The sequence below is a fragment of the Bradyrhizobium sp. AUGA SZCCT0182 genome, from assembly GCF_018130185.1.
In the GTDB taxonomy this organism is placed as follows: domain Bacteria; phylum Pseudomonadota; class Alphaproteobacteria; order Rhizobiales; family Xanthobacteraceae; genus Bradyrhizobium.
The window spans coordinates 1-13,106 of the sequence record NZ_JAFCLY010000082.1 but is presented as its reverse complement, the minus strand read 5'-3'; the positions used below and the strand labels follow the sequence as shown (position 1 = coordinate 13,106).

At 58.0% G+C, this 13,106-nt stretch carries 12 protein-coding genes and 2 pseudogenes; 8 read left to right on the top strand and 6 right to left on the bottom strand.

The features are described from left to right. Positions 1-1,401 precede the first annotated feature (1,401 nt). Positions 1,402-2,298 (top strand): sulfonate ABC transporter substrate-binding protein, encoded by an 897-nt coding sequence (locus tag JQ611_RS40825; RefSeq protein WP_249133852.1) that lies wholly within the window; start codon positions 1,402-1,404, stop codon positions 2,296-2,298. A gap of 259 nt (positions 2,299-2,557) precedes the next feature. After that, entirely contained in the window at positions 2,558-2,746 is a 189-nt protein-coding gene (locus JQ611_RS40820; protein ID WP_212468786.1) for a hypothetical protein, read from the top strand. A 412-nt stretch (positions 2,747-3,158) separates the two neighbouring features. Here JQ611_RS40820 and JQ611_RS42300 read toward each other — a convergent pair. Beyond that, a pseudogene (locus JQ611_RS42300) lies at positions 3,159-3,464 on the bottom strand (septal ring lytic transglycosylase RlpA family protein); the annotation flags it as partial. Between the two features lie 663 nt (positions 3,465-4,127). Here JQ611_RS42300 and JQ611_RS40810 point away from each other — a divergent pair. From JQ611_RS40810 to JQ611_RS42295, 4 genes and pseudogenes are all read left to right on the top strand, one after another. Then, positions 4,128-5,093, top strand: coding sequence for an ABC transporter substrate-binding protein (locus tag JQ611_RS40810; protein WP_212468784.1), 966 nt, complete (start codon positions 4,128-4,130; stop codon positions 5,091-5,093). A gap of 140 nt (positions 5,094-5,233) precedes the next feature. Continuing rightward, positions 5,234-7,144 carry an adenylate/guanylate cyclase domain-containing protein gene (locus JQ611_RS40805; protein WP_212468783.1) on the top strand — a complete coding sequence of 637 codons (1,911 nt, stop codon included), beginning with the start codon at positions 5,234-5,236 and terminating at the stop codon, positions 7,142-7,144. A 30-nt stretch (positions 7,145-7,174) separates the two neighbouring features. Beyond that, a complete protein-coding gene (locus tag JQ611_RS40800) occupies positions 7,175-7,642 on the top strand; it encodes an MAPEG family protein (RefSeq protein WP_192739743.1) in 468 nt (155 codons plus the stop codon). Between the two features lie 113 nt (positions 7,643-7,755). After that, positions 7,756-7,971, top strand: a pseudogene (locus JQ611_RS42295) (IS110 family transposase); the annotation flags it as partial. A 390-nt stretch (positions 7,972-8,361) separates the two neighbouring features. Here JQ611_RS42295 and JQ611_RS40795 read toward each other — a convergent pair. From JQ611_RS40795 to JQ611_RS40785, 3 genes are all read right to left on the bottom strand, one after another. Next, positions 8,362-8,784, bottom strand: coding sequence for a hypothetical protein (locus JQ611_RS40795; RefSeq protein ID WP_212468782.1), 423 nt, complete (start codon positions 8,782-8,784; stop codon positions 8,362-8,364). A gap of 484 nt (positions 8,785-9,268) precedes the next feature. Then, complete coding sequence (gene ligD, locus JQ611_RS40790; RefSeq protein ID WP_212468781.1) at positions 9,269-10,186, bottom strand: non-homologous end-joining DNA ligase; 918 nt, start codon at positions 10,184-10,186, stop codon at positions 9,269-9,271. A gap of 203 nt (positions 10,187-10,389) precedes the next feature. Then, complete coding sequence (locus tag JQ611_RS40785) at positions 10,390-10,722, bottom strand: hypothetical protein (protein ID WP_312012402.1); 333 nt, start codon at positions 10,720-10,722, stop codon at positions 10,390-10,392. A gap of 482 nt (positions 10,723-11,204) precedes the next feature. Here JQ611_RS40785 and JQ611_RS40780 point away from each other — a divergent pair, with 482 nt between their 5' ends. Then, positions 11,205-11,408, top strand: a complete 204-nt coding sequence (locus JQ611_RS40780; protein ID WP_212468780.1) for a hypothetical protein — start codon at positions 11,205-11,207, stop codon at positions 11,406-11,408. Positions 11,409-12,015: 607 nt separating this feature from the next. Continuing rightward, complete coding sequence (locus JQ611_RS40775) at positions 12,016-12,201, top strand: hypothetical protein (RefSeq protein ID WP_212468779.1); 186 nt, start codon at positions 12,016-12,018, stop codon at positions 12,199-12,201. Here the strand turns inward: JQ611_RS40775 and JQ611_RS40770 are convergent. Together JQ611_RS40770 and JQ611_RS40765 are read right to left on the bottom strand one after the other, a co-directional pair. Then, complete coding sequence (locus JQ611_RS40770; protein ID WP_212468778.1) at positions 12,190-12,450, bottom strand: hypothetical protein; 261 nt, start codon at positions 12,448-12,450, stop codon at positions 12,190-12,192. The two genes, JQ611_RS40775 and JQ611_RS40770, sit on opposite strands and share 12 nt — an antisense overlap. Continuing rightward, the gene (locus JQ611_RS40765) at positions 12,447-12,887 is read right to left on the bottom strand and encodes a hypothetical protein (protein WP_212468777.1); all 441 of its coding nucleotides are present in this window, start codon (positions 12,885-12,887) and stop codon (positions 12,447-12,449) included. Before JQ611_RS40765 ends, JQ611_RS40770 begins: the two co-directional genes overlap by 4 nt. Positions 12,888-13,106: the final 219 nt, after the last annotated feature.

The following is a 13,106-nucleotide window of genomic DNA, read 5'->3' as shown; positions in this document are numbered from 1 at the left end:
GGCGCGGATGGGGCTTGAGCCCATGCGATCTGCGGCGCAGCGGGGAGCGCGGCAGCCCCCGCCGCCAGATGAAGGAAACGTCTGCGAGATAGTCTCATTGTGGTCCCTCTCTCTCTCTCAAATGTTGAGAACAAACCGGACTGCTCTGCCTTCGAGAGTAAGACGCCAGTTTACCCTACACGTTTTGAGACTTTTGCTCCAGCGTCGAAGGGGTGAGAGAGCGCGGTGATCATGTCGCCTTGTGGCACGAACCAGACCAACGGGACCGGTCTGTCAATGTCCGTTCTTGAAGGCAAAGCCGACTTCCCGGTGGCCCACCCGGACTTCTCAGTTTGACCCACAGCGGACGTTCGGACAACGAACAGCCATGTTCGTGAATTCACGATCCCATGGGCAGAAGGGGTAACTGGCCTGTTTCGACCCTCAGTGGTATTTGAATAATGAGTGGCCTAAGTTGAATTGTGTCCACTATGGAACCGACGCCCGGGCATCGGCATATTAGAAACGGAGTTTGCAAACCCTACGGTCAGGACCCGTAAGCAATGAGGTGGTGTCATGCAGCGTCGCCGTTCTGCTCCCCACACATTTGAAGACAACATCGCAGCCGAGAAGGCCAAGCTTGAAGCCCAACTTGCCGCTCTGAAACCTGGCCCTCAGATGGACGCGCTACGGAAGAAACTCCGGCAGCTAGAGACCGCGTCACACATGAGCGAGTGGCTTTCCTCGCCCGGCTTGCAAGCCCCGACATGACCGGCTTTCCGATCGTGAACAAAGTTTCGGTGTGACAAGGCTGCGTCAGTTGGCGAGTTGCCTAGCACACATCCGGTACCGTCCCGCCGTGGTCATCCGGAGCCTGCCCGCGAGATCGACCACGTAGCCCAGTGCGATGAGCCGCGCGCTATGTTCGGCGGGGATCGCAGGCGCAGGACTGATTACGGGCGTGTTGCCAATCGTAAGCAGCGAAGCGAACTCTTCGGGCTGAGCAATTTCCCTTCTGGGACCATGGCCTGAGTATGGACCCTTCGCCGAACCCCCGCACGGTCAATTTGCTCAGACCGGACAACAAAGGCCGCTTCAGTTGGCGGCCTGTTTCGTTTGTGATCCCATGTATGCTCTTGGCACTTTCGGAAGTGACCGCTCTGACGCGTGATGTCCGTTGTTGGGGGAAAGACGGAAGTCGGTTTTCGGGGCGATCAGGACGACTTTTGACCCAACTCGGACATTAGCCCCACTGGTTCAGGATCGCAGCGCTATGGAGTTGTTCAAGAAGCTGATAACCTGGGTTCGTTAATTCCCTGAGCGGCAACCCGAAGCGCTACTTCGCCTTGTGGAACTAGGGAGGCCATCGTCATGAGCAAGATTACACGACGGGCACTCGGCTTTGCGACTTTGGCGGGGCTGATGCTGGTCTCAGCCGCACCGAGCATCGCCGTCGCGCAGGAGAAGGTAGTGCGCATGGGTAATCAAAAGGTCGGCGCTTACGCACTCATGAAAGCACGCGGCATTCTGGAAGAGCGCCTGAAGCCACTCGGCTACACAGTCACCTGGAAGGAGTTTCCGAGCGGGCCGCAGCTCCTCGAAGGGGTCAAGGCGGGTGTGGTCGATTTCGCCCATAGCGGCGACGCGCCGCCGATCTTTGCCCAAGCTGCCGGCGCACCGCTTCTCTATATCGGTCACGAGCCCGCGGCTCCGAAGGGCGAGGCTATCATCGTGCCGAAGGACAGCCCGATCAAGACGGTCGCCGATCTAAAGGGCAAGAAGATCGCGCTCAACAAAGGTTCCAACGTACATTACCTGCTGGTGCGCGCACTCGAAAAGGCAGGGCTCAAATACACCGATGTCGAGTTAGTATATCTGCCGCCGGTCGGTGGGCGCGCCGCTTTCGAAAAGGGGGAGGTTGACGCCTGGGTGATCTGGGAGCCCTACCGCACTTCCGCCGAAATGTCATTGGGCGCGCGCACTGTCGCTGATGGCACTGGTCTCGTCTCGAACTACGAATTTTTCTTCACAAGCAAGACATTTGCTGAGGCGCATCCCCAGATAATCGAAGTGGTGCTCGGTGCCGCGCGCGATGTCTACGCCGAAGCGGCAAAGGATATTCGGGGCACCGCAAAGACGTTCAGCGCGGCCGCCGGGTTCCCCGAGCCGGTAATGGAGGTTGCGCTGTCCCGCAGGACCTTCGACATCCTGCCGATCAGCAGTTCGGTTATCGCCGAACAGCAGAGGATCGCCGACACCTTCAAAGATCTCGGACTCATTCCCGCAGCGATCAACGTATCGGATGCGGCGCGCAAGTAGCTGGGCCACGATCACTTCTGCCAAGGGGCACTTTTGAGACATGCCTGTCTGTCCTGGCCGTGGTCTGGCTAAACCGACGCGAATGAACCTTAGCGGACATGCTGCTTGTAATCTTCGATGTCGGCTTTTCCCGCGCGCCTCGACTGAGGTCACCTCTGGAACAATGTCCAAGCGAACTGATTGGAAATTGTTACGGCTTAGCTGGGATAGACAAAGAGGTATTCCTGGGAAAAGCGTGTTATCAGGGAAGGAGCATCAAATGGATGACGAACGAAAATCATCAAAAGCGGGGGAACGGGCCGCTGAAGGCTTGCGCGAGGCGACTGCTAAGGAAGAAGCGAAAAACGAGAGCAAGACGGGGCACGATCTAGCTAAGGGCGCTGATCGCTTCGATGAACGCTCTAAAAGCTCCGATGGAAAAAGCGCAAAAGAAAAACAGAAAGGGTGAACTATTCATAAGACCCGGCGCGGTCGTTTCCGTGCAAGAACCTCCATGCAGGCCAACCGGGCCGATAGTTGGCTGAAGTGACCCGTTTGCCCAAGCTGGCATCGGGCAAGGCTCCCGCTGAGGTCTTACCTAAAGCGGAAATCGCTGGGTCGGCCCTGCGCTTAGGTGAAATGTCGTAAATTTCATCAAGTGACTGAATCCAATGTATTGACCCGTCACCGCGCACGGTGATCGTAGGAATCGTCAACTTTCAGTCCGCGAGGGCGCGGGGACTGATCGTGCCGCAAGCACTTTTGGTGTCTGCGAACGAGGTCATCGATTAAGGGCGGGGACGGCGACGAAGCGCTGGCCTCGTGCGCGCTTTTGCAACTCGATCCATCTTGCTGCGAGACTTTACCGCAGAAGACACAAGCTATAATACCTCAGCGCGAACCTGGGCCACGCCGCGATCCGTAATTCCTAAACTGCGCGCAGCGCCGAGTGAGAGGTCAAGGACGCGGCCGCGAATCCAAGGTCCCCGGTCGTTGATACGAACTACTACGGACTTGCTGCTCGCAAGATCAGTTACACGAACTTTTGTGCCGAACGGTAGGTTGCGGTGAGCAGCGGTCAGTGAATTCCGCATGAACGGGGCACCGCTCGCTGTTTTTCCTGTCGGATATGAATAGTAAGAGGCTTTCCCGGAAAAAACGCGGTTTGAAGATCGAGGCGCTGAGCGATCTTCCGGACGACGAGCCGTCTCCGCTCCGGTCGGGGGTTGCTCAAGCGGAGGATCCTGTCTTGGCTGGTCCTGTGCCTCGGGTGCCGGTTCTGCGTGCGCTTTTGGAATGATAGACCATCGATCAAGAAAGGTCTGTGCTGAAGCAGAATCAACGTTTACGCACAACCAAACCGGTACTGATACGATTGCAACTATTCCAAAAATAGGGCGCATGGGACGGCCTCACAAACAAATAGTACAAATGAATAACGCAAGCTGTTGAGGCTCTGTTCCTGTGATGCAGGAATTCTCGTGGCTATGAAGGGATATATACCGATGTCCAACTCATACTTTGATGTTTAGGCGCACCGCAGCGAGACGGTCGTTTCGCGTGCATCGCACTCACAAAGGGAAGGCGCAGGTCTGGATCAACCACGTCAAGGCGCAACGCCCGTCTATTACGCATTGCTTGGGGCGGCGCAGCAATGTCCGCTGTTCGGGCAAAGCGGAAGCGGGCGTTACGCGGTCATGGGACAGCTTTTGATCCGTATCGGAAGTCCGCAACGCAAAAGATATTTCGTCTCGACGAGTGGCCTAATCTCTTCCAAGTAAGCAACCTAAACGGTTACACTCACTTCGACTTCGGGAGTTGCAATGCGGCGGCGGGAGTTCATCGGTTTCATGGGCGCCACGGTGGCGACGTGGCCTCTGGTGGCGCGCGCGCAGCCGCGTGAGCGCGTGCGCCACATCGGCGTTCTGATGCATCTGGCTGCGAACGATCCGGATGGGCAAAGCCGCCTCGCCGCGTTCGTCCAGGGCTTACAGCAGGCAGGTTGGGCCGTTGGCCGCAACGTCACCTTTGACGTAAGATGGGCTGCAGCGGATGTCGAGGCGATGAAACGGATCGCGAAGGAACTCGCTGCGCTTCAACCCGACCTTATCTTCACAAGCTCTACGCCGGCTGCTGCGGCGATGCTGCAAGCGACCCGTGGCATTCCTGTCGTTTTTTTTCTGGTCGCCGATCCGGTCGGCACTGGATTAATTGCAAGCCTTCCGCGACCGGGCGGCAACATGACCGGCTTTGCCCCGATCGTGCCCTCACTTGGAGGCAAGTGGACTGAACTGATCAAAGAAGTCGCGCCACATGTCGTTCGGGCCACAATGCTCTTTAATCCGCTTTCGGCGACCTTTATCGACAGCTACGTGACGCCGTTCAAAGCCGCCGCATCCTCTCTCGGCATGCAGGCGATAGTTGGACCGGTAGAGAACATGACTGCCGTCGAGTCGCTGGTTGCGACGGAAGCGCGTAAGCCGAATGGCGCGCTGATCGTGTTACCGGATGCTTTCACGGAACTTCATCGCGCGGAAATTGTTGCCCTGACTACTCGTTATCAAGTCCCCGCCATCAATTGGTCCCGTTCATTTGCCGAAGGCGGTGGACTCATTTCCTACGGTCCCTATCTTACCGAGGAATACAGGCGGGCGGCGAACTATGCCGACCGCATCCTGAAAGGTGAGAAGCCGAGCGAGCTTCCTGTCCAGAATCCGGTAAAATTTGAACTCGTGATCAACATGAAGGCCACTCAGACGCTGGGTCTTAACGTCCCGCCGGCGCTTGTGAGCCGCGCCGATGACGTCATTGAGTGAGTCTTCCTCTTTTGCCGCGCAAGATTCCGGAAGTGGTACCTTTGAACATGCCTGTGCCTATCCTGATAATGTCCGTTGACGGGGGTAGACCGGAAGTGGCTGGCCGACCGTCAAACCGACGCGATTGACCCGGAAGGGCATTGAGCGAACCCTCAGATCAGGCTAAGAATATGCCGTTTGGAATTATTTTTGGCCGCCTTCCAGGATACGCCATCTGGCTTAAGCCATGTATCGCGGTTTCTTTGGCAAGTTCGCTGTTTCTAGTGAAAACTTTCATGATTGAGCCTCGCGTCAATCGCAAGCTTTCAGCAGTCCTTGCTGCCGATGTGGTTGGCTATTCGCGTCTGATGGGGGCAGACGAGGTCGGCACACTGGCTGCGCTCAAGCGGCACCACGAGGTTGTCTTTGATCCGGCGATCGCCGTCCATAACGGGCGCATCGTGAAGCTGATTGGCGACGGTACGCTCGTTGAATTTGGTAGCGTCATCGATGCCGTGAATTGCGCGCTCGCGGTGCAGCGTACGGGCGTGGCGATCTCAAACGAAGAGGCGCCCAAGCCTGTTATCGTGCTTCGAATCGGCATCAATCTGGGTGATGTCATTCTTGAGAGCGATGACATATACGGCGATGGCGTCAACATCGCCGCACGCCTGGAGGCTCTTGCTGAGCCGGGCGGCATCTGCGTCTCGTCCGTTGTCCACGAAAGCATCGGCAAGCGGGTTGACGTTAGTTTTCGAGACGGCGGCGAAATCCACGCCAAGAATATCGACCGTCCAATTCACATCTGGACCTGGCATCCCCGAGATGCAGCCGCGACCGTCCAAACGTTCCATACTCCCAACCCGGCACCCCACATCAGGAAATCGTCAATCGCCGTCTTGCCGTTCACGAACATGTCGGGCGATCCGGAACAGGAGTTTTTCTCCGACGGGATCAGTGAAGACATCATTACTGACCTATCGAAGATTTCTGGGCTAACGGTCATCGCGCGGAATTCCAGCTTCACTTACAAGGGGCGCGCGGTCGATATCCGCGCCGTCGGTCGCGACCTCGGCGTCGGCACGGTGCTCGAAGGCTCTGTACGCCGTGCTGGGGCCCGGCTGCGGATCACAGCGCAGCTGATCGACGCCGCAACTGGCGCACACCTCTGGGCCGAACGCTTCGACAGAAATATGTCCGACCTGTTCGAAGTTCAGGACGACATTACGAGCCGGATCGTCGAGGCGCTAAAGGTAACCATGAGCCCCTCCGAAAAGGCCCGCGTCGCGGGCAGCGGCACCGGCAATATCGATGCCTACGACTGCTTCCTTCGCGGGCGCGATCTGATCGCGATCGGCAAAACGCAGAGCCGCGAAGTGTTCGAACAGGCACGCGATTTCTTGCTCCGGGCGATCGAACTGGATGGCGACTATGCGCAGGCCTATGCGGCGCTCGCCGTTGCTTACGTGCTCAACCATCAAAACCGTTGGACCGCGGATTCGAACACTGCGCTCCGGCAGGCGAAGCAAGCCGCAGATCGGGCGATCGAAAAGGACCCTCAAGAGCTCTTGGCGCGGTCCGTTGCGGCACTCGTCGCGACTTTCGAGGCAGACCTCGCACGGGCAAAGTCCGAGGCGGAAATCGCGTTGACCCTCAACCCAAATTCAACCGAAGCCTATTTGTGCCTCGGCAACATCTACATCTTTTCGGGGCAACCGCTGGAAGCGATACCTCTGATCGAAAAGGCTATGCGACTCGACCCTACCTACACGCAGCAGCCCCTGCATCTGCTCGGTGTCGCCAATCTCCTTGCGGGCAAATACGAAACGGCTGCTGCATTGCTGAAGCATCGTATCCTGATGGTACCCAAGACGGATTTTTCCCGGGCCGTTCTTGCATCTGCCCTTGGCCATCTCGGAGAAATCGAGGAAGCCCAGCGCGTCTGGCGCGAACTGATGGAGATTAACCCGCATTATACTTTCAAAAATCACTACGAGCGGCAGCCCTTTGTAAATAAGGATGATGTCCGCAGGATTGCCGATGGCCTGGACAGAGCCGGACTGTTGCATTGATCACGTTCGCTTGCCGTTGGATCGAGGAATATGGACAAGCTAGATCTGAAAGACCCGGTGTTCGCTACCTACGTCATCGCGGCGACGATCATGATTCTTAAAGCCGTTAGCATGTCCTGGCTGACGGTGCTTCGGATGACACAAGAGAAGGGCGGTTTCCGCTCACCGGAAGACCTCAGGAAGACACGCCTCAACCCCGAGCCCAATCCAAAGCAGCTCGAGCCGAACGAGCGCGTTGAGAGAATCCGGCGGATTTTGTTGAATGACGTCGAGAATCTTCCGTTTTTCCTCGTAGCCGGCTTCCTTTTTGTTTTGACCGAGCCATCATTGCTGCTGGCCCGTTTGCTTTTCTATGGTTACGTAATTTCGCGACTATTGCATTTTGCCGCTTACTTTACAGCGCAGACTCATGACACACGCGCCACCTTCTGGACCATCGGCTCCTTAATCCTGATCTTCATGACCTGCCGGACGTTGGTCGCCGCATTAGGTTGGTAAGTTTAGGCGCGGCGTGTGAGTCCGCTTTGATGCTGCGGACGGCTCCTCCAGCGGGCACGCGAGTGCCACGGACTCGGGGCTGATAGGGCTCCCGCGATCTGGAGGAGCTATCTATGCAGACGATCACGACAATCGGACTGGATATTGCGAAATCAGTTTTTCGGGTTCACGGCGTTGATGCTGGCGGTCAGATAGTGATCCGCCGTCAATTGAAGCGCCGGTTCGTGCTGGCGTTCTTTGAGAAATTGCCGCCGTGCCTGGTTGGGATCGAGGCGTGTGCCTCATCGCACCATCGGTCCCGTGAGTTGCAGGCGCTGGGTCATACGGTGGGATGCCGCCGGCCTTGTCGCCTACGGCACCAATTTGCCGGACACACGGCGGCAAGCATGTGTCTATGTCGGCCAGATATTGAAGGGCGAAAAGCCCTCTGAACTGCAGGTTGGCAGCCTACCAAGTTCGAACTGGTAATAGATCTCAAGACGGCAAAACAACTTGGCATCGAGGTCCCGGCAACGCTGCCCAGCCGCGCGCCGACGAGGTGATCGAGTGAGACAAAAACTTGTGCAGTGTATGAGTCCGCTTGTGGCACGAAACGGACCAACCTAGTCGGTATGGCGATGTCCGTTCCTCGGGGCAGACCGGACGTCGTCCGCCGCCCCGGCGAAACCGACGCGAATGACCCAAAGCGGAATTGGACGCCATTGTCTGCTCAGTGAGGATCATCCCCCCGGCCCCGGAATGAAGCAGCGCCACAAAGGGGTCATACTCCCATCGCGGCTGTCGTAGGACGGCGCCCACCAAACCATCGCGATGCCGCTGAGATTCGGCTCGTCGATCACGACTGAGTATGGCACGTCGAACCATTGCCCTGGTTCAGTTGGCCGATGCGGATGCTTCAACAAGACCCTATAACCACCTTTTGCCATGTCCCACTCGGCCTCCGCGTGGTGGCCATCTCCGGTGTCACAACACGCTTCGCCCGCCTTATTCTTGAGACTTTTGAACCACGTGTTGAGTTCTGGCCGCATCGCGTCATGCGGATAAGCTGTGCTGATCCCGAGAAAGGCAGCCGCACTCAATCCTGCCATGCGAGCTACGATCAACTGATAGAGACCCGTCGGTCGTCCATTCGAGTTGGTCACGGAAACCTCCGTTTCCCTAAACCCGCTCTTGTAAGTCATCGAGCCTACGCCCCGGTTTAACCGGGAGGCAGCCGCCACCTAGGGGTACTCCATATGGCTGACCTGACCGGGAACAAGTGGCAGTTGGGCTGTAGTGCGGGCAACGCTACGAACCCTCGCAGGCCTTTGATGGGCCACCAAGGTCCCGCTTGCTGTGGTCTCGACTTCACTGTGGCAACGTCCTGTTGTCCTTCGCAGTCAGGAATCCCGATTAAGCGGTGAGGCGTCGGCGATGGCGTGACGCCACGTCAATGTCGCCTGTTGGCACCTTTGAGATATACCCGCCTATCCTGAGAATGTCCGAGCGGGATGACGGGGGTTCGAGCATCGCATCCTCCCAATCAGGATGGGACTTTGACGCCGCTCGGAGCGTGAAGCCCTGTTGCCACGCGATCTTTCCACTCGATAAACCGAGACAGCGGCAAAGCGTTCCTGCGAACACGCACTACCCATCTCCCCGCAGCCCCTTAAAGAACGGGTGGCGGACCTTGCCGTCAGCCGACTTCGCCCGGTACTCGATCTCCGCCAGGAGGTCCGGCTCGACCCAGATGCCCTTGTGCGCGATCCGCTTGGTGTAAGGCTGGGTCTTGCGGATCAGCGGCATCAGTCGTGCCTGCAGGTCCTTGGCGGTGGCGAGATCGAAGCCGTGATCGACCTTCCCGGCATAGACCAGGTTGTCGCCTTTCTGTCTGCCGACGAAGATGCCGTCGAACTTGTTTCCCTTCAGCGCGAACCCGGCGATCGGCAGTGTCTCGCGCTGCGCGCAGGTCTGCTTGACCCAGTCGTTACCTCGGCCGGAGGTGTAGCGGCTATCCCTGACCTTGGAGACGACGCCCTCCAGACCAACCTTGCAGGCATGGGCGAACATGTCGGGACCGTCGACCTCGAAGCTCTCGGAGAATTGGAGGTCAGTTCCGGCGATCAGTTTCTTCAGGTGAGCCTTGCGCTCGACGAGCGGCAGCTTCCGCAGATCGTAGCCGTTGAGGTACAGCAGATCGAACGCCACCAGCACGATCTTGGTCGACTTGCCCTTCAGTTCGTTCTGCAGCACCGAGAAATCGGTTGTGCCGTTGGCGTCGGGCACGACGACCTCGCCATCGATGATCGCGGAGCCTGCACTGATGTGCCAGGCATCGTCGGCGATCTTCTTGAAACGGTTAGTCCAATCGTTGCCGCGCCGGGTGAAGACCTTGATGGCTTCGTTCACAAGGTGGACCTGCACGCGGTAGCCGTCGAACTTGATCTCATGGACCCAGCGGGACCCTGACGGCACCCGCTCGATCGACGACGCCAGCGCTGGTTCAATGAAGTCGGGATACGTCGCCTTGACCCCGATCGCCGCCGGTTTCTTGCGCGGGGCCATTTCAATCTCGCCGCCGATCGAGCAGCTCCCTCAAACCCATTGCTGTGAGCTTGAAGAGATCCCCGTCTCTTTCGATATATCCGCGTGTGAGTAGGTCCATGACCTCTGCTTTCTTCGCCTGACTAAATGACGAAGCTGGCCCGATATTGCGGAAAACCGCGATTTGCCGGTCGGTTAACATCAAGCCTCCAGACTTAGTAGTCTCACACCAAACGCATCGGCAGCGGCAACTGCACGTCGCGGTACCGGCCCTCGTAGCGGTCCGTAAAATCCTGCAAGGGCAAGGGAATGTCCCGCATCTGCAAATCGCAGCGACGGCGCAGTTCGTGCGCGACGTCCTCGGACACGTCTTCCGACCAGCGTTCGGCGGTGTTAAACGCGATGACGCGGATGGGGTTGCTGTACTGACCCGACAGCAGGTCCTGGATGACGGTCTCGAGGTCTGCGGTCTCGCAGTCTGTCTCGCGCCAAGAGCTGCCATTTTTCCCGAAATCGTCGGCAACAATATAGACCGTCTGATCGTCACCATTGGGCACGATCGACGGCGTCCAATTGGACCTACGCATCAAAGCAACTCCACGACAACAGAATGCGGATTCAAGCAGGGATGCAGTGATTCGTTCCGGCCGTGGGACGGGCCGCAGTATAAGGTCGTCCTAGGGAGGGACGAGGCCGATCTTACTAGAAGGTCCGACCGGGGTCGGCGTGATTTCTGGCGCGTCGGCGAAGGTTCGATAGCCTAATGGTTATGGCCTTCTTGGAACGCTTCAATGCAGCAACCATCCAGGTGCTGGAGCGCCCGCCGGCCGCCAACTCCAGAAGCTTTTGATCCTCGTCTTCCGTCCAGGGTTTCCTCAGATTACGCAGCATCTTGATCCGGCGATACGACATTTGGAACAAAGGCTAACGCTCAGGCTTTTCATAAGGTTCCGACCCCTTTGGAACGATTGGTGGGAGCCAATCTGAATCCTTACTCCGCGCCAAAAACGAGCGCGGAGTTTTTTTGGAAGGTACGATCGTGGCAACAAACAAGCCTGTTGGCGACAAAGCCCGCAAGGGTGCGGTGAAGAAGCGCACCCAGCTGAAGACGAAGCTCGGCGGTGCCACCGCATGGACCAAGCGAAGCAAAAAGAGCGGTGAGTTCATGGCCGTCAAGAAGCCGGCGAAAAAAACCAAGGCGGCGAAAAAGTTCAAGGGCGTGCGGCGGGAGAAGGCGCTCTAATTGTTTGCGGCGCAGGACGACCCGTTGCCCGTGCTGGTCCCAATTAGGACACTCACGCTTCCGATTTAGGACATAGGATGGGCCATATCGAATGGTGGGTCTCTGGCCATCGCGCCCTGCCTTGTGCAGGGGGCGATATGGAATGGGCCCCAGCCAAGCCCCGGCTGGGGCCTCTTCTCGTTTGGGCATGCTGATTGCGCCGCTCAGTCGTAACTCTTCCCCCATCGGTTACGGAACTTGCATTAAATCGGGCTCTGTCCGGACCGGACAGAAGGCTGGGCAGTTATGTCCGGTATCACCGCACGGTCAGTGGCTTATATCGGTGATGAGAACGCCGGTCGCGCTCCCGCCTTCCACAGGAATGGAGCGCGCCATGCTACGACGCCGTATCCAGCATGATACCCCACTAGATCAGCGCCTGATCGAAGAGGCGCGCGCTTGCGGAAGCAGGCTGAAGGCACCCGTCCAAGTTTCGAGCGGGAACTACTGATCCGCAAAGCACGGCAGGCGGAAGCAGCCGCGCATATGCAGGAATGGCTGTCATCCCGGGGCCTACAGCCGCCCAGATAAGCGGCCAATAACCCTGACCATTTCGACCATGATTAACATGACCGACCTTCAGGTAGGGCAGCGCGTCTCGCGGGAAGACTCCGGCGAGATGGGCACAATTGTCGAAGTGAATGGCGAAATAAAAGTGAAATGGGATAGCGGCCGGACCAGCTACTACCGCCGCAAAAAACCGGCCAAGATTGAGTTGGTGGAGAAAGCCGGCTTAGACGGTTCAGGCGAATAGCTCGATGCCTTGCGGCGTGAATTTCACGAAGGTTCCGGACTCGTGCAGCAACAGCCAACCGCGCGATATCGCCAGATCAAGCCCGGCTTTGTATTCGGCCGGGGTGGCGCGCTCCTGGTACAGCATCGGCGCGTTTATCTTCTCGATGTAAATCTTTCCGTCTACCGGCTCGGTGGCTTTGGCGATATCCAGCAGCTTGCGCGCGGCCTTTTCAGGATCGGAATAGTGGCGGTCGGTGCTGAATTTCATGCGTGTTGCGAATCCATATGTGCATCCTGAACATAACGATCGGTTACCGCCATATCGATCGTCGCGCCACAGAAACAGCGTGACCGTCCACTGGTCGATTGCGCCGGCAGCGGCAGGCCGGCGGCATGCATGGCGTATTTCCAAGCCGTCCAGGCGCGCTCGCGCCGGTACTCGCCAAAGTCGGCTTCCGTGCACCGTGGCAGATAGTCCGTCCATGCCCGCTCGAAGCCTACCCGCGCTTCGTCGAAGCTAGACGCGTAGCCACTGCGGCAACGACCGCGATGTGATGCCGGGTAGAAGCCGACGTCCCATCTCCATTGCTTAGCTTTGACAGGCAAGCCCGACTGGATCGCGATCGTGCCGACCTGCACGTCACCGTAAAAGACGTGCCAGCAGTCGGAGCGTTCGGGGTGAGGGCGGCGGCTGAGTTCAGGCATGCACTATTGAAGCGTGCCCGAACCGAGTGCGCAAATTGTCAATCCGTCGGGGCCTAGATGTCACTGACCTACAGATTGTCGTGGGCAGCCGCCAAAAGCGGTACGAGTAGCAGGTGTGATCATCCAGGCTAACAAGCCGGCCATCGTCGCGATCATGATGTCATTTTCCCGAAAGGGGCCCACGATCATGCCCTCATGCGCGGCAAGACAAGGTTCAGT

Excerpts from the sequence above, each read along its gene's own strand:
- JQ611_RS40770 (WP_212468778.1), bottom strand. The coding sequence starts at position 12,450 with ATGAAATTCAGCACCGACCGCCACTATTCCGATCCTGAAAAGGCCGCG.
- ligD (WP_212468781.1), bottom strand. The coding sequence starts at position 10,186 with ATGGCCCCGCGCAAGAAACCGGCGGCGATCGGGGTCAAGGCGACGTAT.
- JQ611_RS40765 (WP_212468777.1), bottom strand. The coding sequence starts at position 12,887 with ATGCCTGAACTCAGCCGCCGCCCTCACCCCGAACGCTCCGACTGCTGG.
- JQ611_RS40825 (WP_249133852.1), top strand. The coding sequence starts at position 1,402 with ATGCTGGTCTCAGCCGCACCGAGCATCGCCGTCGCGCAGGAGAAGGTA.
- JQ611_RS40810 (WP_212468784.1), top strand. The coding sequence starts at position 4,128 with ATGGGCGCCACGGTGGCGACGTGGCCTCTGGTGGCGCGCGCGCAGCCG.
- JQ611_RS40820 (WP_212468786.1), top strand. The coding sequence starts at position 2,558 with ATGGATGACGAACGAAAATCATCAAAAGCGGGGGAACGGGCCGCTGAA.
- JQ611_RS40800 (WP_192739743.1), top strand. The coding sequence starts at position 7,175 with ATGGACAAGCTAGATCTGAAAGACCCGGTGTTCGCTACCTACGTCATC.
- JQ611_RS40775 (WP_212468779.1), top strand. The coding sequence starts at position 12,016 with ATGACCGACCTTCAGGTAGGGCAGCGCGTCTCGCGGGAAGACTCCGGC.